Source organism: Mesorhizobium sp. WSM4884 (assembly GCF_029625675.1).
In the GTDB taxonomy this organism is placed as follows: Bacteria; Pseudomonadota; Alphaproteobacteria; order Rhizobiales; family Rhizobiaceae; genus Mesorhizobium.
Genome location: NZ_JARTVO010000006.1, coordinates 302,593 through 319,600 on the forward strand (window position 1 = coordinate 302,593; position 17,008 = coordinate 319,600).

General features: G+C 63.3%; 19 protein-coding genes. 9 read left to right on the top strand and 10 right to left on the bottom strand.

What is annotated here, in order from left to right; genetic code table 11:
• Positions 1-22: 22 nt before the first annotated feature.
• Both msuE and P9236_RS12720 read right to left on the bottom strand, forming a co-directional pair.
• Positions 23-580 carry an FMN reductase gene (gene msuE, locus P9236_RS12715; protein ID WP_278074962.1) on the bottom strand — a complete coding sequence of 186 codons (558 nt, stop codon included), beginning with the start codon at positions 578-580 and terminating at the stop codon, positions 23-25.
• 123 nt (positions 581-703) lie between these two features.
• Positions 704-1,363 carry a glutathione S-transferase family protein gene (locus tag P9236_RS12720; protein ID WP_278074963.1) on the bottom strand — a complete coding sequence of 220 codons (660 nt, stop codon included), beginning with the start codon at positions 1,361-1,363 and terminating at the stop codon, positions 704-706.
• A 388-nt stretch (positions 1,364-1,751) separates the two neighbouring features.
• Between P9236_RS12720 and P9236_RS12725 the strand changes: the two genes are divergently transcribed.
• The 6 genes from P9236_RS12725 to P9236_RS12750 all read left to right on the top strand — a co-directional run bounded on the left by P9236_RS12725 (position 1,752) and on the right by P9236_RS12750 (position 6,638).
• Positions 1,752-2,396 carry a 50S ribosomal protein L25/general stress protein Ctc gene (locus tag P9236_RS12725; RefSeq protein ID WP_278074964.1) on the top strand — a complete coding sequence of 215 codons (645 nt, stop codon included), beginning with the start codon at positions 1,752-1,754 and terminating at the stop codon, positions 2,394-2,396.
• A 24-nt stretch (positions 2,397-2,420) separates the two neighbouring features.
• Entirely contained in the window at positions 2,421-3,143 is a 723-nt protein-coding gene (gene pth, locus P9236_RS12730; RefSeq protein WP_278074965.1) for an aminoacyl-tRNA hydrolase, read from the top strand.
• A 193-nt stretch (positions 3,144-3,336) separates the two neighbouring features.
• A complete protein-coding gene (ychF, locus tag P9236_RS12735; protein ID WP_278074966.1) occupies positions 3,337-4,440 on the top strand; it encodes a redox-regulated ATPase YchF in 1,104 nt (367 codons plus the stop codon).
• Between the two features lie 164 nt (positions 4,441-4,604).
• Positions 4,605-5,579 carry a magnesium/cobalt transporter CorA gene (gene corA, locus P9236_RS12740; protein WP_278074967.1) on the top strand — a complete coding sequence of 325 codons (975 nt, stop codon included), beginning with the start codon at positions 4,605-4,607 and terminating at the stop codon, positions 5,577-5,579.
• Positions 5,580-5,709: 130 nt separating this feature from the next.
• Complete coding sequence (locus P9236_RS12745; protein ID WP_278074968.1) at positions 5,710-6,171, top strand: MaoC family dehydratase; 462 nt, start codon at positions 5,710-5,712, stop codon at positions 6,169-6,171.
• Positions 6,168-6,638, top strand: a complete 471-nt coding sequence (locus P9236_RS12750) for a MaoC family dehydratase (protein ID WP_278074969.1) — start codon at positions 6,168-6,170, stop codon at positions 6,636-6,638. The genes P9236_RS12745 and P9236_RS12750 overlap by 4 nt, the downstream gene beginning before the upstream one ends.
• A 160-nt stretch (positions 6,639-6,798) precedes the next feature.
• Here P9236_RS12750 and P9236_RS12755 read toward each other — a convergent pair whose 3' ends face one another.
• From P9236_RS12755 to petA, 4 genes are all read right to left on the bottom strand, one after another.
• Positions 6,799-7,344: an adenine phosphoribosyltransferase gene (locus tag P9236_RS12755; RefSeq protein WP_278074970.1), complete on the bottom strand. Its 546-nt coding sequence runs from the start codon at positions 7,342-7,344 to the stop codon at positions 6,799-6,801.
• Positions 7,345-7,441: 97 nt separating this feature from the next.
• On the bottom strand, positions 7,442-8,299 hold the full coding sequence (locus P9236_RS12760; protein WP_278074971.1) for a cytochrome c1: 858 nt from the start codon (positions 8,297-8,299) through the stop codon (positions 7,442-7,444).
• 29 nt (positions 8,300-8,328) lie between these two features.
• Positions 8,329-9,633, bottom strand: a complete 1,305-nt coding sequence (locus P9236_RS12765; RefSeq protein WP_278074972.1) for a cytochrome b N-terminal domain-containing protein — start codon at positions 9,631-9,633, stop codon at positions 8,329-8,331.
• A 16-nt stretch (positions 9,634-9,649) separates the two neighbouring features.
• On the bottom strand, positions 9,650-10,210 hold the full coding sequence (petA, locus tag P9236_RS12770; RefSeq protein ID WP_278074973.1) for a ubiquinol-cytochrome c reductase iron-sulfur subunit: 561 nt from the start codon (positions 10,208-10,210) through the stop codon (positions 9,650-9,652).
• A 312-nt stretch (positions 10,211-10,522) separates the two neighbouring features.
• On the opposite strand from petA, the gene P9236_RS12775 reads away from it, so the two are divergent.
• Positions 10,523-10,867: a cupin domain-containing protein gene (locus P9236_RS12775; protein WP_278075005.1), complete on the top strand. Its 345-nt coding sequence runs from the start codon at positions 10,523-10,525 to the stop codon at positions 10,865-10,867.
• Between the two features lie 76 nt (positions 10,868-10,943).
• Here the strand turns inward: P9236_RS12775 and P9236_RS12780 are convergent, their stop codons facing one another.
• The 4 genes from P9236_RS12780 to P9236_RS12795 are packed head-to-tail and all read right to left on the bottom strand — an operon-like array spanning position 10,944 to position 15,482.
• Positions 10,944-11,255, bottom strand: coding sequence for a DUF6665 family protein (locus P9236_RS12780; RefSeq protein WP_278074974.1), 312 nt, complete (start codon positions 11,253-11,255; stop codon positions 10,944-10,946).
• A 9-nt stretch (positions 11,256-11,264) separates the two neighbouring features.
• A complete protein-coding gene (locus P9236_RS12785) occupies positions 11,265-13,148 on the bottom strand; it encodes an ABC transporter ATP-binding protein (protein WP_278074975.1) in 1,884 nt (627 codons plus the stop codon).
• Positions 13,145-15,040: an ABC transporter ATP-binding protein gene (locus P9236_RS12790; protein WP_278074976.1), complete on the bottom strand. Its 1,896-nt coding sequence runs from the start codon at positions 15,038-15,040 to the stop codon at positions 13,145-13,147. The genes P9236_RS12785 and P9236_RS12790 overlap by 4 nt, the downstream gene beginning before the upstream one ends.
• A gap of 25 nt (positions 15,041-15,065) precedes the next feature.
• The gene (locus P9236_RS12795; RefSeq protein WP_278074977.1) at positions 15,066-15,482 is read right to left on the bottom strand and encodes a hypothetical protein; all 417 of its coding nucleotides are present in this window, start codon (positions 15,480-15,482) and stop codon (positions 15,066-15,068) included.
• 460 nt (positions 15,483-15,942) lie between these two features.
• Between P9236_RS12795 and P9236_RS12800 the strand changes: the two genes are divergently transcribed.
• Together P9236_RS12800 and soxR are read left to right on the top strand one after the other, a co-directional pair.
• The gene (locus P9236_RS12800; protein ID WP_278074978.1) at positions 15,943-16,413 is read left to right on the top strand and encodes a tRNA (cytidine(34)-2'-O)-methyltransferase; all 471 of its coding nucleotides are present in this window, start codon (positions 15,943-15,945) and stop codon (positions 16,411-16,413) included.
• Between the two features lie 140 nt (positions 16,414-16,553).
• Positions 16,554-16,997: a redox-sensitive transcriptional activator SoxR gene (gene soxR / locus P9236_RS12805; protein WP_278074979.1), complete on the top strand. Its 444-nt coding sequence runs from the start codon at positions 16,554-16,556 to the stop codon at positions 16,995-16,997.
• The last annotated feature ends 11 nt before the right edge of the window (positions 16,998-17,008 follow it).

The window sequence follows — 17,008 nt, forward strand, 5'->3', positions numbered from 1 at the left end:
GGTTCGAACGATTGCTTCGGAGTCAGGCGGCGAGGCCAACGCTGCGTGTGGCGCCGACGACGTTGACGACCTCGGCGACGGCCTGCCGGGCGCGGGCATGGATCGCTTCCGACACGAGCACGCCGTCGGCAAAATCCTTGTCGGAGGCGTAGATCGCGGTCGGCATGGTCAGCGCTTCGAAGAAGCCCAACAGCGGCCGCAGCTGATGTTCGACGATCAGCGAGTGACGCTCTCCGCCGCCGGTCGCCGCCAGGATGACCGGCTTTCCGCGCAGCGAAGACGGATCGAGAAGGTCGAACAAGTGCTTGAAAAGGCCTGTATAACTGCCCTTGAAGGTCGGCGACCCCGCCACTAGCACGTCCGCGCCGGTCAACTGTTCGACGATGGCCCGGGCCACCGGATCGAGATCGCCGATGCGTCGTGCCCGAGGAAGCGATGGACCAAGGTCCTCAATGTCGAAGACCGCAGGCGTCGCACCGATCCGACCGGCGACCTCGCCGGCGATATGACTGACGAACGCCTTGGTTTTCGACGGGCGGGTCAGGTTGCCGGATATCCCCACCACCAGCTTCTTCGTCATCTCGGCTCTCCTCGCGGCATTTATTCATTAAGCCTACCGATTTTATAGAATTAAATGAGCGAGAAGATTTCAAAACGAGCCTGGCAGAGGGATTGAGTTTGCGTTCTTTCGCCGTTGATTGGTTCAGCGGATGCGGGCTCTGGCTTCAATCCTGACCGGCGGCAGTTGCGGCGCCTCCAGTCCCTGGAAGGGGTCGCGCCAGGCATCGATCGCCTCTAGCCGGCCGTACCAGCGGCGAATAGACGGGTAGTCGTCGAGCGACAATCTTGCGACATCGTTGAAAGCGAGGAACGTCGCCATGCGGAAGTCGGCATAGGAAACCGAAGTGCCGACCAGCCACTCGCGCTGGAAAAGCTCGGCCTCAAGGAGAGCTGCGGCCGTGTGGAACTGCTTCAACCCCTCTTCGACCAAGGCCTCGTCGATCGGTCCCAGTCTCCAACGCTGCTTGGTGCCGCGCTCAAAATGCACCATGTCGCAGGCCCTGGTGAAGTTCTCCTTGCCCCAGCTCAGCCAGCGGATCATCTCGGGCTCGTCGTCTCCGGTGCGCCAGAAATCGGAACGCATGTCGCGCGAGAGCCGGCAGGCGATGGCGTCGGCCTCCCACAGGCTCCATCCCGGGCCGACCAATATGGGCAAGGTCAAATTGGGGTTCAGCGCGCGATATCGTTCGGCCTGCCCCGGCGCCGTCGGCGAGGCGAATTCGAAGGCGATCTCCGCCTCGAGATAGCGCGCCACCGCGACCGCGAGGCGAGGATTGGGGTTGCGGCTGAACAGAAGTTTCATGTCGATCTCCAAAGGTCCTTGCCTGCCAAGGACGATCGAAACCCGCCCGATGCTACATTACGGATGCAGACAAGACTCCGCGCAATCCGCCAGATCTGATTTTGCGTCAGGCGGAAGCGTTGACCATGTTCTGCCGACCATGCCGGCTCCGGCCAAGGCTTGCCGCTCAACGGCTTGCGCCCCTCGCCGCCTTCCGCTATAGAGCCGCCACCCGCGTAGACACCCTTGGAGGCAACGCGGAGGAAGGCCGGCCAGGCCTGCATGATCCCCGGAAGCGTTTGGACAGCCAAAAGCGTTTGGATCCACCATGCAAGGCCGCGACGGCTTTCGACGTTTACGGACGGGCTTGCCCGCCGCGAACGCTCCATAACACGCGAAAGGAAATGCCATGAGCCACGATACTTACGAGCTCAAGGCCGAAGCGCGCGAACAGGTCGGTAAGGGGTCCGCCCGCACGGTTCGACGCAACGGCAAAGTGCCTGCAGTTATTTACGGCGACAAGCAGCCCCCCCTGGCGATTGCGCTCAACTACAAGGACATCTTCTACAAGATCCACGGCGGCGGGTTCCTGACCACGATCGCCACGATCGATGTCGACGGCAAGAAGATCCAGGTCCTGCCGAAGGACTTCCAGCTTGATCCGGTCAAGGACTTCCCGGTCCATGTCGACTTCCTGCGCATCGGCAAGGACACCGAGGTCAATGTCGACGTGCCCGTCCACTTCATCAACGAAGAGAAGTCGCCCGGCATCAAGCGCGGCGGCGTGCTCAACATCGTGCGTCACGAAGTCGAGTTCCACTGCCCGGCCAATGCGATCCCGGATTTCATCACCGTCGATCTCACCGGCACCGAAATTGGCGACTCGATCCACATTTCGGCGGTTACCCTGCCGGCCGGCGTCAAGCCGGTGATCTCCGATCGCGATTTCACCATCGCGACCATTGCCGGTTCCGCGGCGATGAAGCCGGAGACGGAAGAGACCACCGAGGCGGAGGCGCCAGAAGCGGCGGCTCCTGCCGCCGAAGAGAAGTAATCTCTTCCGCGTCCGGAGGCGACGATGCTTGTCTTTGCAGGCCTCGGCAATCCGGGCGCAAAATATCAGAACAACCGGCACAATGTCGGCTTCATGGCGGCGGACGCGATTGCCCGCCGCCATTCCTTTTCGCCCTGGTCGAAGAAGTTCCAGGGACTGATCTCCGAAGGCTCGCTCGGCGGCGAGAAGATCCTGCTGATCAAGCCGCAGACCTTCATGAACCTGTCTGGACAGTCGGTCGGCGAGGCGCTGCGTTTCTACAAGCTCGAACCATCCGCCCTCACCGTCTTCTACGACGAGATCGACCTTGCCGCCGGCAAGGTCAGGGTCAAGGTGGGCGGCGGCTCGGGCGGCCACAACGGCATCCGCTCGCTCGACCAGCATGTCGGCAATGCCTATCGCCGCGTGCGCATCGGGGTCGGCCATCCCGGCGTCAAGGAGATGGTGCACGGCCATGTGCTCGGCGATTTCGCCAAGGCCGACCGTGAATGGCTCGACGTGTTGCTCGACGCGATCGCCGATGACGCCGGCCTGCTGGCCAAGGGCGACGACAACTCCTTCATGAACCGCATCACACTCACCCTGCGCGACAAGCTCGTGCCGACCGGCGATGACGACCGGCCGCCGCCCAAGGCGCCGAAACAGCAGAGCCATATCCGCCAGACCCGCCCGCAGCAGCCGCCGGCGAAGGTTCCCGAAAGCGGACCGATGGCCGCGATGCTGAAGAAGCTGTTCGGCAAGGACTAAGGCCCAAAAGTGCGCAGCGATTTTGGGCGAACGACATGCATCAAAACAAAGATTTAAAGCGCGGCGCCCGACTCCGTTTCAACGCGACGCGCTCTGGCCTCCGTCACGATCAGGGGCATGGGACTTGACGTTCGTCGTTGCTTTCGCCCATAGCCCTCACCAAATCTCGAATTCCCGATAGGACCGTAAGAACATGGGTTTCAAATGTGGCATCGTTGGCTTGCCCAACGTCGGCAAGTCGACGCTGTTCAACGCGTTGACCAGGACGGCCGCCGCGCAGGCAGCCAACTATCCTTTCTGCACCATCGAGCCGAACACCGGCGAGGTGGCGGTGCCGGACCCGCGCCTGCAGAAGATCGCCGCGATCGGCAAGTCGAAGGAGATCATTCCGACCCGCATCTCCTTCGTCGACATCGCCGGCCTGGTGCGCGGCGCCTCCAAGGGCGAAGGGCTGGGCAACCAGTTCCTCGCCAACATCCGCGAGGTCGACGCCATCGTGCACGTGCTGCGCTGCTTCGAGGATGACGACATCACCCACGTCGAAGGCCGCATCGATCCGGTTGCCGACGCCGAGACCGTCGAGACCGAGCTGATGCTCGCCGACTTGGAAAGCCTCGAGCGCCGCATCGTCCAGGTCCGCAAGCGCGCCGCCGGCAAGGACAAGGAGGCAATGGCCGTGCTGCCGATGATGGAGGCGGCGCTCGAGCTGCTGCAGGCCGGCAAGCCCACGCGTTTCCTGCTCAACGGCATCGGCGCCGATGATCTGCGCATCCTGCAGGGACTGAACCTGCTCACCTCGCATCCCGTTCTCTATGTCTGCAACGTCGCCGAGGCCGATGCCGCGACCGGCAACGAGCACACCAGGGCGGTGGAGAAAATGGCCGCCGCGCAGGGCGCCGGCACGGTGGTGATCTCGGCGGCGATCGAGGCGGAAGTCGCTCAGCTTTCCGACGAGGAGGAAATGGAATTCCTTGCCTCGATCGGCCTCGACGAGCCGGGCCTCAACAAGGTGATCCGCGCTGGCTACGAGCTCCTGCATCTGATCACCTATTTCACCGTCGGGCCGAAGGAGACGCGCGCCTGGACGATCCACAAAGGCGATAAGGCGCCGCAAGCGGCCGGCGTCATCCACACTGATTTCGAACGTGGCTTCATCCGCGCCCAGACGATTTCCTACAACGACTTCGTCACGCTGGGCGGCGAAGCGGCGGCCAAGGAGGCCGGCAAGGCGCGCGACGAAGGCAAGGAATATGTCGTCCAGGACGGCGACATCATGCTGTTCAAGTTCAACACGTGATATCGCCGTTGCTGGCGTCCGCCATGCCCTCCGCCTGCGGAGGCACCTTGTCTTGACCTTGTGATGCAGCGGGGCTAAGCGGCCCGTGCTGATGGCCGTGAAGCCCCTGCATCCTGACGGCGCTTCGAACGAAATCTCTTTGGTCCAGCAAGGGAGACCCGGCGATGATCAAGGCCTTCGTCGTGGACAATGATCGCCTGCGCGTCACCGACGATCTCGCCACGGATGGCGACAGGGTCGTCTGGGCCGATCTCTTCAATCCGACCAAGGATGAAGAGGCCACCATCGAGAGCTGGCTGGGCATTGCCATCCCGACCCGCGAGGAGATGGAGGAGATCGAGATCTCGAGCCGCCTCTATGTCGAGGACGGCGGTTACTTCATGACCGCCGTGCTGCCGGCGCAGACCGAGGTCGACGAGCCGCTGATGTCGCCGGTGACCTTCGCGCTCGCCGGCAACCGACTGATCACCATCCGCTATCACGAGCCCAAGGCCTTCAAGACCTTCCCGCTGCGCGCCGAAAAGGTGGCGACCGGCTGCACCAGCGGCGACACCATCCTGATCGGCCTGCTGGAAGCGATCGTCGACCGTCTCGCCGACATCCTCGAGCGCGCCGGCCGCGATGTCGAGGCGATCTCGCGCGACATTTTCGAGGCGCGCTCGACCAAGGCGTCGAAGCGCAACCGCGATTTCCAGGAGCTGTTGAAAGGCATCGGCCGCAAGGAGGATCTTGCTTCCTCCGTCCGCGACAGCCTGATCTCGCTGCAGCGTCTGGCCGGCTTTCTCGCCCATGTCGCGGCCCAGAACAAGATGAGCAAGGACGTGCGGGCCCGCATCAAGACTCTGTCGCGCGACGTGCTGTCGCTTGCCGACCACGCCACTTTCCTGTCGCAGAAGATCTCCTTCCTGCTTGATGCCACGCTCGGCATGATCTCGATCGAGCAGAACGCCATCATCAAGATATTCTCGGTCGCCGCCGTCATCTTCCTGCCGCCGACGCTGGTCGCCTCGATCTACGGCATGAATTTCGACATCATCCCCGAGCTCAAATGGGAGTTCGGCTACCCCTTCGCCATCGGCCTGATGGTGGTCTCCGCGATCCTGCCCTTCTGGTATTTCCGCCGGCGCGGCTGGCTCTGACACGTCCGGCCGGAACAACTGGCTCACCAGAAAGGACTTGACCAAATTGGCTCGGGCCTTCATCCGGGATGCCCGACCTTGGGGATCACGCGTTCGTCAACCGGATTGCCGACATGACCGGAAAGACATCATGACCGGAAAGACTTGGGCCTATGAGGATTTCGTCGAGGGCGCCTCGCTCGATCTCGGCAGCAAGCATGTGAGCGCGGCCGAGATCATCGAATTCGCCAGCGAATTCGATGCCCAGCCGATGCATCTCGATGAGGAGGCCGGCAAGGCCAGCATCCTGGGCGGCCTTTCGGCTTCGGGCTGGCACACCTGCGCCATGTTCATGCGCATGCTGTGCGACGCCTTCCTGCTCGATTCGACCTCGCAAGGCTCGCCGGGCATCGAGCATGTGAAATGGAAGAAGCCGGTTCTAGCCGGCGACCGGCTTACCGGCAAGGTCACCGTGCTGTCCAAGCGCCAGTCCAAATCGAGGCCTCAGCTCGGGCTCGTCAGCATGCGCAGCGAGCTTTTCAATCAGCGCGGCGAATGTGTCTTCGAGCTCGAGAACACTGGCATGTTCCTGACCCGCGAGGCCGTCGCGTGACCCTGGACGAGTATTTCCTCATCGGCGAAACCGTCACCCTCGGCTCGCATAAGTTCGGCGCGGAGGAGATCAAGGCGTTTGCCCGCAAATACGATCCGCAGGTCTTCCATGTCGACGAGAAGGCGGCGAAGAAGAGCGTGCTTGGCGGTCTCTGCGCCTCCGGCTGGCACACCGCCGCCACCTGGATGAAATACAATCTCGAAAAGCGCATGGAAACCGAGGGCGTGCGCTGGAACGGCCCCGGTCCGCAGCCCGAATTCGGCCCCTCGCCCGGCTTCCGCAATCTCAAATGGCTGAAACCGGTCTATGCCGGCGAGACAGTGACCTTCACCCGCATGGCTCTTGCCCACCGTCCCCTTGCCGGGCGCCCCGGCTGGAGCCTGCTCACGCTGCGTTCGGAGGGCTTCGATTCGACCGGAGACAAGGTCATCGAGTTCGACAGCGCCGTGCTGGTGAAGGTGGAATAGTACCTCTTCCTTCTCCCCTTGTGGGAGAAGGTGTCGCCGAAGGCGACGGATGAGGGGTGTTCCAGGGACACCAGCATCTCACTCCGCTGGAACACCCCTCATCCGTCTCGGCGCTGCGCGCCGATCCACCTTCTCCCACAAGGGGAGAAGGAAGAGGCGCTCAATGCCCCTCGAAGCCGATCAGCGTCCTGACCGGCACGCCGAGCGCTTCCAACTTCTGGCGCCCGCCGAGATCCGGCAGGTCGATGACGAAGCAGGCGGCGACGATGTCGGCGCCGATCTGCCTGAGCAGCTTCACCGCCGCTTCCGCCGTGCCTCCGGTGGCGATCAGATCGTCGACCACGATCACCTTCTCGCCCTGCGAGACACCGTCTTTGTGCATCTCCATCTCGTCCAGCCCGTATTCCAGGCTGTAGGCGACGCGCACCGTTTCGTAGGGCAGCTTGCCCTTCTTGCGGATCGGCACGAACCCTGCCGAAAGCTGATGCGCTACCGCGCCGCCCAGGATGAAGCCGCGCGCCTCGATGCCGGCGATCTTGTCGATCTTCAGCCCCGCGTAGGGATGCACCAGCTCGTCGATGGCGCGGCGAAAGGCGCGCGCGTCACTCAGCAGCGTGGTGATGTCGCGAAACAGGATGCCGGGTTTGGGATAATCCGGAATGGTGCGGATGGCCGCAAGCAGTGCGTCTTCGAGGGAGGATTTCATGGGCGGTTGATCCGTTACCGCACAGTTTTGCCGGCAAGTGGCCGAAAAGAAAAGGGCGCCTTTCGGCGCCCACGCATTTTTCTGGAAGCCAGGCGTTTCAGTGCGCTACGTCGGCCCACACCTTGCGTTTGGTCATGTAGACCAAGGCGCCGAACAGCAACAGGAACACCAGCACACGGAAGCCGGTCTTCTTACGCTCCTCAAGGTGTGGCTCGGCGGCCCACATCAGGAAGGCCGACACGTCGCGGGCATACTGATCGACCGTCTGCGGCGAGCCGTCGTCATAGGTCACCTGGCCGTCCGAGAGCGGCTTCGGCATCTTCAGCGACACGCCGGACAGGAAGTATGGATTGTAGTGCGTGCCTTCCGGGATCACCATGCCGGCCGGCGGCGTCTGGTCGTAGCCGGTCAGGAGCGAATGGATATAATCCGGGCCGCCCTGCGCATATTGGGTGAAGATGTCGAAGATGAAGCGCGGGAAGCCGCGCTCGACGCCGCGCGCCTTGGCGAGCAGCGACATGTCCGGCGGCGCGGCACCGCCATTGGCGGCGGCAGCGGCCTGCTCGTTCGGGAACGGCGCCGGGAAATGGTCCGACGGCTTGCCCGGGCGGTCGAACATGTCGCCGGCATCGTTCGGGCCGTCATGGATGGTGTATTCGGCGGCAAGCGTCTTGATCTGCGCGTCCGAGTAGCCGAGGCCCTCCAGCGTACGGAACGCCACCAGGTTCATCGAGTGGCAGGCCGAGCAGACTTCCTTGTAGACCTTGAGGCCGCGCTGCAGCTGGGCCTTGTCGTAAGTGCCGAACGGGCCGGCGAAGCTCCAGCTCATTTCCTTCGGTTCGTTGATCGGGAAATGCGTCGGTGCGGCTTCGGCGTGTCCCTCCTGGGCCGCGGCGGCTCCAACGCCTGCCGCCAGAAAGCCGAGCACCGCCAGCGAGGTGAGAATCTTCTTCATGCCAAATCCCCTTGGATTCTCTTTATCGCTCAGCCCTTGGTTTCCGGCGCCATAACCGCGCCCGCCGGATGTCCACCAGCTCCCTTGTTCTTCTTTTCCAGCACCGCCTCGGTGATCGAGTTCGGCAGGCGGCGCGGCGTCTCGATCAGGCCGAGCACCGGCATGATGACCAAGAAGAAGGCGAAGTAGAACAGCGTAGCCATCTGCGCCATGAACACGTAGCTGCCTTCCGCCGGCTGCGAGCCCAGCCATCCAAGCAGGATGGCGTCGGCCACGAACAGCCAGAAGAACAGCTTGTACCAAGGCCGGTAGACCGCCGAGCGCACCTTGGAGGTGTCGAGCCACGGCACCAGGAACAGCATGGCGATGGCGCCGAACATGCACAGCACGCCGCCGAGCTTGGAATTGATCGGCCCGATGTTGAAGGTGATGGCGCGCAGGATCGCGTAGAACGGCAGGAAGTACCATTCCGGAACGATGTGGGCCGGCGTCTTCAGCGGGTTGGCGACCGTGTAGTTGTCCGGGTGGCCGAGATAGTTCGGCAGGTAGAAGACAAAATAGGCGAAGACGAACAGGAACACGATCATGCCGAACGCGTCCTTGATGGTCGCATAGGGCGTAAAGGCGACCGTGTCGGTCTTCGACTTCACCTCGATGCCGGTCGGGTTCGACTGGCCGACGACATGCAGCGCCCAGATGTGCAGCACGACGACGCCGGCGATCATGAACGGCAACAGGTAATGCAGTGCGAAGAAGCGGTTCAGCGTCGGATTGTCGACGGCGAAACCGCCAAGCAGCAGTTCCTGGATCCAGTTGCCGACCAGCGGAATGGCGCTGAAGAAGCCGGTAATGACGGTGGCGCCCCAGAAGCTCATCTGTCCCCAAGGCAGCACATAGCCCATGAAGCCGGTGGCCATCATCAGGAGATAGATGATGCAGCCGAGGATCCACAGCAGCTCGCGCGGCGCCTTGTAGGAGCCGTAGAACAGCCCGCGGAAGATGTGGATATAGACGGCGACGAAGAAGAACGAGGCGCCGTTGGAATGGAGATAGCGCAAGAGCCATCCCGAGTTCACGTCGCGCATGATCTTCTCGACCGAATCGAAGGCGAGATTGGTGTCGGACGTGTAGTGCATGGCCAGCACGATGCCGGTCAGGATCTGCGCGGCCAGCATGATCGACAGGATGCCGCCGAACGTCCACATGTAGTTGAGATTGCGCGGCACCGGATAGGCTACAAAGCTGTCATAGATCAACCGCGGCAGCGGCATGCGCGCGTCGAACCAGCGCTCGATGCCGGTCTTCGGCGTGTAGGTGGAGTGTCCCTCGCTCATCGAAATATCCCCTGCCTCAGCCGATGCGGATCTTGGTGTCGGAAATGAACTGATAGACCGGGATCGCCATGTTCTCGGGCGCCGGGCCTTTGCGGATGCGGCCGGCGGTGTCGTACTGCGAACCGTGGCACGGGCAGAACCAGCCGCCGAAATCGCCTTCCTGGCCGAGCGGGATGCAGCCGAGATGGGTGCAGACCTGCACCATGACCATCCAGGCTTCCTTGCCGGGCGTGGTGCGGTTGGCGTCGGTCGCCGGCGCGTCCGAGGGAAGGTTGGCGTTGCGCGCGATCGGGTCCTTGAGGTCGTTGAGGCTGACCGCCTCGCCGTCCTTCATTTCCTTCTCGGTGCGGTTGCGCACCACGACCGGCTTGCCGCGCCACTTGACGATCAGCGAACTGCCGGGCTGCAGCGAGGAGACGTCGACCTCGACCGAGGCCAACGCCAGCGTCGAGGCGTCCGGGCGCATCTGGTCGATGAACGGCCAGGCGACGGCCCCAGCGCCGACCACGCCGGCCATGCCGGTGGCGATATAGAGAAAATCGCGACGGTTGGGATCGTGGATTTCGGTTGCGCTCACGGGTGCCTGATCCTTTCGCCTCTTTCCGTGCCGGCGGCCGAGCCTTGTCCCCGCTCAATTGCGCCGGCCCGACAGCGCATGGCGAACAGGCTAGCGAATTCCTCCGGCATTTGGAGTTCGGTTTATGCGTGAAGCCCGTTTTTGTCCAGACGGGTGGAGGCACAAGGGCAGATTGTCGCGGGTGTGCGGCGCGGCCCGGCCGGACGCTTCGCCGGCGGACCGCCGGGCGCGGTAAAACAGGGGAAAATCGCGGCCGAAACCGAGCCCAGCTTAGCCTCGACATTAGCCGCTGGCACCGTCTATTCTCCAGCCATGGCGCATGTCATCGACCGCGACAAATGGGCGGACGCCCCGGACCGCTGGCAAGGCGAGCTGCAATGCGGCGCCTTCGGCTCCAGAAGCTGCCTGATCTTCAACTACGTGCCGGGAATCGGCGGCGGCCCGCGCCTGCACAAGCATCCCTATGCGGAGATCTTCATCATCCGCTCCGGCACCGGCCTGTTCACGGTCGGCGATCGGCAGATCGAGGCCTCGGCCGGCCAGATCCTCATCGTGCCGCCCGACACGCCGCACAAATTCACCAATCTCGGCCCCGGTCCGCTCGAGACCACCGACATCCACGAGAACGGCAGCTTCATCACCGAGTGGCTGGAATAGAGCATTCCAGGAAAGTGTGCAGCGGTTTTTCGCCGGAATTGCGTAAAAGCAAATAGTTAGAAAGCGTCAGACGGATCTAGCGCGCGCCGAGCCTGACCAGCACCGCCCTCGGGATGTCGTATTCGCGGATCACGGCGTCATGCTTGCGCAGCCCGCAGAGCTCGCGCTGGATGAAATAGCCATGGACGGCTTCCGCTGCCTCTTTGAGCAGCCGGTTGCGATCCATGCCCTCGCCGTTCTCGCGCAGCTTTGCCAACGTCTCCTCGACGCGCTGGCCGGCGCGGCCGAGGGCGGCCGCCTTTTCTGCGAGGATTTCGTGGTCGAGCAGGTCGAGCGCGTTGTCCTGCGCGCCGCTTCGTCCGAAATTGGTGGGCATTCTGACCGACATGGCTGCGTTCTACTCCGCTGGCCGCGTCTCTTCCAGCACGCTTTCCTCATTGAACAGGAAGCCGCCGGACTGCCGTTTCCAGAGCCGCGCATAAAGACCGTCGAGCGCCACCAGCTCGTCATGCGTGCCCTCTTCGACGATGCGGCCGCCTTCGAGCACGACCAGCCGGTCGAGCGCGGCGATGGTGGAGAGCCGGTGGGCGATGGCGATCACGGTCTTGTCCTCCATCAGCCTTGCCAGGTTTTCCTGGATCGCCGCCTCGATATCGGAATCGAGCGCCGAAGTCGCCTCGTCGAGGATGAGGATCGGCGCATTCTTGAGGAAGAGGCGGGCGATCGCCACGCGCTGGCGCTGGCCGCCGGAAAGCTTGACGCCGCGCTCGCCGACATAAGCCTCGTAACCGGCCCGCTGGCGATTGTCGCGCAGGCCCATGATGAAGTCATGCGCTTCGGCTTTGCGCGCCGCGGCGATCACGTCTGCGTCGGTCGCGTCCGGCATGCCGAGCTTGATGTTGTCGCGCAGCGAACGATGGAAGAGTGCGGTGTCCTGGCTGACCACGCCGATATTGGCGCGCAGCGAATTCTGCGTCACCTTAGCGATGTCCTGGCCGTCGATCAGGATCTTGCCGCCCTCGAGGTCGTAGAGGCGCAGGATGAGATTGGCGAGGGTCGTCTTGCCGGCGCCCGACGGACCGACCAGACCGACTTTTTCGCCCGGCCGCACGACGAGATCGATGCCGTCCAGAACCCCTGCCCCCTTGCCATAGTGGAAGGCGACGTTCTTGAGATCGATGCGGCCTCCGGCAACCACCAGCTCCTTGGCGCCGGGGGCGTCGGTCAGGCCGAGCGGCTGCGATATCAGCGCCTTGGAATTCTCCAGCACGCCGAGATTCCTGAGGATGCTGTTGAGCTGCATCATCACCCGACCGAGCAGCATGTTGAGCCGCAGGACGAGAGAAAGCGTGAAAGCGACGGCGCCGACGGTGATCGAGCCTTCCAGCCAGAGATAGACGGCAAAGACCGCGATCGACGTGATCATGATGCCCGAAAGCGTCGTCAGCGCCATGCGCACGCCGGTCAGCCGGCGCGTGAACGGCCGCAGCGCGTCGAGATAGATGTCGAAGCCGCTGCGGATATAGCGGTCGTCGCCGTCGGCGGCGAACAGCTTCAGCGTCTGCACGTTGGAATAGGAATCGACGATTCGGCCTGTGATCATCGAGCCGGCCTCGGCGGTCGCCTCGGCATGCTTGCGGATCGCCGGCAAATAGAGCCTGGCCAGCCAGCCGAAGGCGGCGATCCATATCACCACCAGCACCGCCAGCCTGAGGTCGAGGCCGGCGACTAGCGCCAGCGTCGTCACCGTGTAGACGATCATGAACCAGACGACCTCGATGAAGCTCTCCATCAGGTCGCCGGTTGCCTGCCCCGCCTGCCAGACCTTGGTGGCGATGCGCCCGGCGAAATCGTTCTGGAAGAAGGCGTAGGACTGGCGCGAGACATGCCTGTGCGCCTGCCAGCGCACCAGGCTGTAGAAGCCCGGCGTGATTGTCTGCTCGTCCACAAGCGCCGAAAGGCCGACCACCAGCGTGCGTATGATCAGCACCACCGCGCCCATGAACAGAAGCTCTGGCCCGGCGGCGGCCCAAAGCGCGTGCCAGCTGCGTTCGCCGGGAAGCTGGTCGAGGATATCGACCAGCCGCCCGACGAAGTAGAACAGTCCGGCCTCGACCAGCGGCGCGATGCCGCCGATGATCAGCATGGCGAAGAAGGCGAGCTTCGCCTGTCCGACATAGTGCCAAAGAAAGCCGCGGACGCTGGCAGGTGGCCGAAGATTCGCGGGCTCGCGGAACGGGTAGACCCAGCTTTCGAACCAGCGATAGACGACTTTGATCATTCCGCGGCTTCACCCTTGGCCCCAAAGTCATGGGCAATTGCATCGTTGGCGGCCTCGGCGGGCGCGTCGTCGAGCAGGAAGCCGCCCGACTGGCGCTGCCAGAGCAGGGCGTAAAGCCCGCCCTTGGCGACGAGTTCCTCGTGGGACCCTTCCTCGATGACGCGGCCCTTGTCCATGACGACGAGCCTGTCCATCGCCGCGATGGTCGAAAGCCGATGCGCTATGGCAATCACGGTCTTGCCCTGCATCAACTTGTAGAGGTTCTCCTGGATCGCCGCCTCTGCTTCCGAATCGAGCGCCGACGTCGCCTCGTCGAGGATGAGGATCGGCGCGTCCTTCAGCATAACGCGGGCAATGGCGATGCGCTGCCGCTGACCGCCGGACAGTTTGACGCCCCGGTCGCCGACATGGGCGTCGAAACCCTTGCGGCCGTTGTGGTCCGAAAGCCCTTCGATAAAATCGAGCGCCTCCGCCCGCCGCGCCGCCTCGAGCAGCATTTCGTCGGTCGCGTCGGGTCGGCCGTAGAGGATGTTCTCCCGCACCGACCGGTGCAGCAGCGAGGTGTCCTGCGTCACCATGCCGATCTGCGCGCGCAGCGAATCCTGCTTCACCCCGGCGATCTCCTGGCCGTCGATAAGGATCCGGCCGCCTTCCAGGTCGTAGAAGCGCAGCAAGAGGTTGACCAGCGTCGACTTGCCGGCGCCGGAGCGGCCGACTATGCCGACCTTCTCGCCGGGCTGCACGGTCAGCGACAGGTTCTCGATGACGCCCTTCTGCTTGCCGTAGTGGAAGCGGATGTCTTCGAAGCGGATCTCGCCCTGGCTGATGGCGATGTCCTTGGCGCCCAGCCTGTCCTCGACCAGTCGCGGCAGCGAGATCGACTGGATGCCGTCCTGCACCGTGCCGATATTCTCGAACAGGCCCGACATCTCCCACATGATCCACTGCGACATGCCCCACATCCTAAGCACCAGGCCTATCACCACGGCGACCGCGCCGATCGTCACCGCATCGGCGAGCCACAGCCACAGCGAGATCGCCGTGACGGTGAACAAAAGCAGCGAATTCAGGATGTAGAGCAGGCCGTAGAGCACCGTCACCAGGCGCATCGAGCGGTAGACGGTATCGAGGAAGCCCGCCATGCCTTCTCGAGCGAAGGCCGCCTCGCGGCGCGCGTGGGAGAACAGCTTCACCGTCTGGATATTGGCATAGCTGTCGACGACGCGGCCGGTCATGGTCGAACGTGCATTGGCCTGTTCCTCACCGACCTTGCCGAGCCGCGGAATAAAATACCGCAGCAGCGCGATATAGCCGATCAGCCATACACCCAGGGGTGCGGCCAGCCGCATGTCCGCCGAGCCGACGATGAACAGCATGCCAAGGAAGTAGACGATGACGTAGTTGAGGACGTCTATTACCTTCATGACGCAGTCGCGCACGGCGAGCGCGGTCTGCATCAGCTTGGTGGCGATGCGGCCGGCGAACTCATCCTGGTAGAAAGCCATCGACTGTTTCAGCAGGTAGCGATGCACCTGCCAGCGGATGCGCATCGGGTAGTTGCCCATCATCGTCTGCTGATTGAACAACGAACGCACCCAGACCGTGCCGGGCAGCGCAAACAGCACGATGAAAGCCATGCCGGCCAGCTTCCAGCTCTCGGTCTGCAGGAAGGTTTCCCGGTTCTGCGCCGACAGCCAATCGACGATGCGGCCCATGAAACCGAACATCCACACTTCGGTGATGGCGATCGCCGCCACCAGCACTGCATCCACGGCGATGTAGGGCCAGACGCCGCGCGTGTAGTGCACGCAAAAGGCAACCAGCGTATTCGGCGGCTCGACCGGCTCCGCGGCGGGAAACGGATCGAGCTTGTTTTCAAACCAGCGGAACATTCCAGGCACTCGACTGTCCATGCGCTCACGCGGCGCGTGATTGATGGGGTAGGTTCATCGGCCGCGCGGCACCGCGGGCCGGCGATACGGAACCATCCGCCTCGCCGGCCCTGCCTCGCGCAATATAGGGTGTCGCGGGCTTTTCGCCGACAGGGTCGCCAGAAGATGCTGACGCTCCAGAATTTCCCGACGAAAAGCTGTCGCCGGCCCGCGTTTTCCTAGCCGGCCGGAACATCCGCGCGATGCGGCGCACCAGCGAAGGCCGGCTGTAATCGGGCACGGCGCGCGAGAAATCGACGTCCGGCAGCATGCCGCGATGCGGGCTCCGGCGCATCTCGGCGTGCACAGCCGACGAGTAGGTCTCGCCGATCAGCAGCGCCCAGGTCGCCATCTTGCGCTCGTGCAGGTTTCTTGAACCGGGTATCTTATAGGGATCGAACATCGGTCCGTCCTCCATGTGCAAATGCGTTAAAAACGGTGACACGAACTCGACCTCCGGCATTCGGCCGGAAGCACGAAATGCCTCGGTCAGGACACGACTGGAAACGTCGGTCCGGGCACGTTGAGGCGGGGCTCCGCGCCCCTTTGGCAGTTTGAAAAACATCGCAAGATTCCCTCGAAAGCCGAAAACTGGTTCGGCGGGAATCGGTGCGATGAGGTCTTAAAGTGTCAGAAGAATCGTCGTACCGAAACCGCCGTTGGGCATGGGTGAGCCCCGGAGAGGAGCTGCCCGGAAAGGAGCTGGAAGTGCATGGTCATCATGTGGTCCCCCTCCTTCGGTTCGGGTTGACGATGGGCGGCTTATACTCGACTTCGCAGAAAATGGCCACCCGCCAGTCCAGGAATCGCCAAAAGCTGGAGCTGCCTGTGGCCGATCTGCCACTTATTAGAAGGATGCGGAAATGAACAATCGTCTCCGCATCGCGCTCTACCAGCCGGATATCGCCGGCAACACCGGGACGATCCTGCGCTTCGCCGCTTGCCTTGATCTCGGCGTCGACATCATCGAACCGGCCGGCTTTCCGCTGTCCGACCGGGCGCTGAAACGGGCCGGCATGGATTACCTCGAAATGGCGGCGCTTGCCCGCCATGCCGATTGGCACGCCTTCGAGGATTGGCGTCGCACGAATGCGCGCCGCTTGGTGCTGCTCACCACCAAGGCCACCGCCGGCTATACGGAGTTTGCTTTTGCCACCGGAGACATCCTGCTGTTCGGCCGCGAATCCGCCGGCGTACCGGAAGAGGTTCACCAGGCGGCGGATGCGCGACTGACCATCCCGATGCGGGCGGGCGCGCGCAGCATCAATGTCGCGCTGTCCGTCGCGATGGTCGCAGGCGAAGCGTTCCGTCAGCTCGGCCAATATCATCGTTAGCCCTTGCTCGCCGGCGCGGGTCGCCTCCCCTTCTGCCACCATTCTCACCCAGGCGCACATCGCCTTCTCCTGCATTTGCCCTATCAACGTTTCTTCGCTACAAGCTCAACCTAACTTGAGGTCAAGCGGAAAAGTGCGAGATGGCTCCGGTACGGGAATTGACGGTCGGCCAGGTGGCCATGCGCAGCGGCGTGGCGGTGTCGGCGCTGCATTTCTACGAGGCGCGTGGGCTGATCCGCAGCCATCGCACGGCGGGCAACCAGCGCCGCTACGGCCGGGACGTGCTGCGGCGGGTGGCGATCATCCGTGTCGCCCAGGAGGTCGGCATTTCGCTCGCCGAGATCGCAGCGGCGTTCCAGTCCCTGCCCGAAGGCCGCACGCCGACGCGCGAGGATTGGAATCTGCTTTCAACGGCTTGGCGAGACGGGCTCGACCACAAGATCAGCCAGTTGAAGAAGCTGCGCGACGGGCTGACGGACTGTATCGGCTGCGGCTGCATGTCGATCGACAAGTGCCCGCTCCGAAACAAGGAGGACCGGCTGGCGCGGGAAGGTTCAGGGGCGAGGCGGCTGATTGTACCCTGAACGGTAGCAAT

Bases quoted from the DNA above. Each gene is read 5' to 3' on its own strand.
- P9236_RS12760 (WP_278074971.1), bottom strand. From the start codon at position 8,299: ATGAAGAAGATTCTCACCTCGCTGGCGGTGCTCGGCTTTCTGGCGGCA.
- P9236_RS12795 (WP_278074977.1), bottom strand. From the start codon at position 15,482: ATGTTCGATCCCTATAAGATACCCGGTTCAAGAAACCTGCACGAGCGC.
- ychF (WP_278074966.1), top strand. From the start codon at position 3,337: ATGGGTTTCAAATGTGGCATCGTTGGCTTGCCCAACGTCGGCAAGTCG.
- corA (WP_278074967.1), top strand. From the start codon at position 4,605: ATGATCAAGGCCTTCGTCGTGGACAATGATCGCCTGCGCGTCACCGAC.
- P9236_RS12725 (WP_278074964.1), top strand. From the start codon at position 1,752: ATGAGCCACGATACTTACGAGCTCAAGGCCGAAGCGCGCGAACAGGTC.
- P9236_RS12785 (WP_278074975.1), bottom strand. From the start codon at position 13,148: ATGATCAAAGTCGTCTATCGCTGGTTCGAAAGCTGGGTCTACCCGTTC.
- soxR (WP_278074979.1), top strand. From the start codon at position 16,554: ATGGCTCCGGTACGGGAATTGACGGTCGGCCAGGTGGCCATGCGCAGC.
- pth (WP_278074965.1), top strand. From the start codon at position 2,421: ATGCTTGTCTTTGCAGGCCTCGGCAATCCGGGCGCAAAATATCAGAAC.
- P9236_RS12800 (WP_278074978.1), top strand. From the start codon at position 15,943: ATGAACAATCGTCTCCGCATCGCGCTCTACCAGCCGGATATCGCCGGC.
- P9236_RS12790 (WP_278074976.1), bottom strand. From the start codon at position 15,040: ATGTTCCGCTGGTTTGAAAACAAGCTCGATCCGTTTCCCGCCGCGGAG.
- P9236_RS12765 (WP_278074972.1), bottom strand. From the start codon at position 9,633: ATGAGCGAGGGACACTCCACCTACACGCCGAAGACCGGCATCGAGCGC.
- P9236_RS12755 (WP_278074970.1), bottom strand. From the start codon at position 7,344: ATGAAATCCTCCCTCGAAGACGCACTGCTTGCGGCCATCCGCACCATT.
- msuE (WP_278074962.1), bottom strand. From the start codon at position 580: ATGACGAAGAAGCTGGTGGTGGGGATATCCGGCAACCTGACCCGCCCG.
- P9236_RS12720 (WP_278074963.1), bottom strand. From the start codon at position 1,363: ATGAAACTTCTGTTCAGCCGCAACCCCAATCCTCGCCTCGCGGTCGCG.
- P9236_RS12745 (WP_278074968.1), top strand. From the start codon at position 5,710: ATGACCGGAAAGACTTGGGCCTATGAGGATTTCGTCGAGGGCGCCTCG.
- P9236_RS12780 (WP_278074974.1), bottom strand. From the start codon at position 11,255: ATGTCGGTCAGAATGCCCACCAATTTCGGACGAAGCGGCGCGCAGGAC.
- P9236_RS12775 (WP_278075005.1), top strand. From the start codon at position 10,523: ATGGCGCATGTCATCGACCGCGACAAATGGGCGGACGCCCCGGACCGC.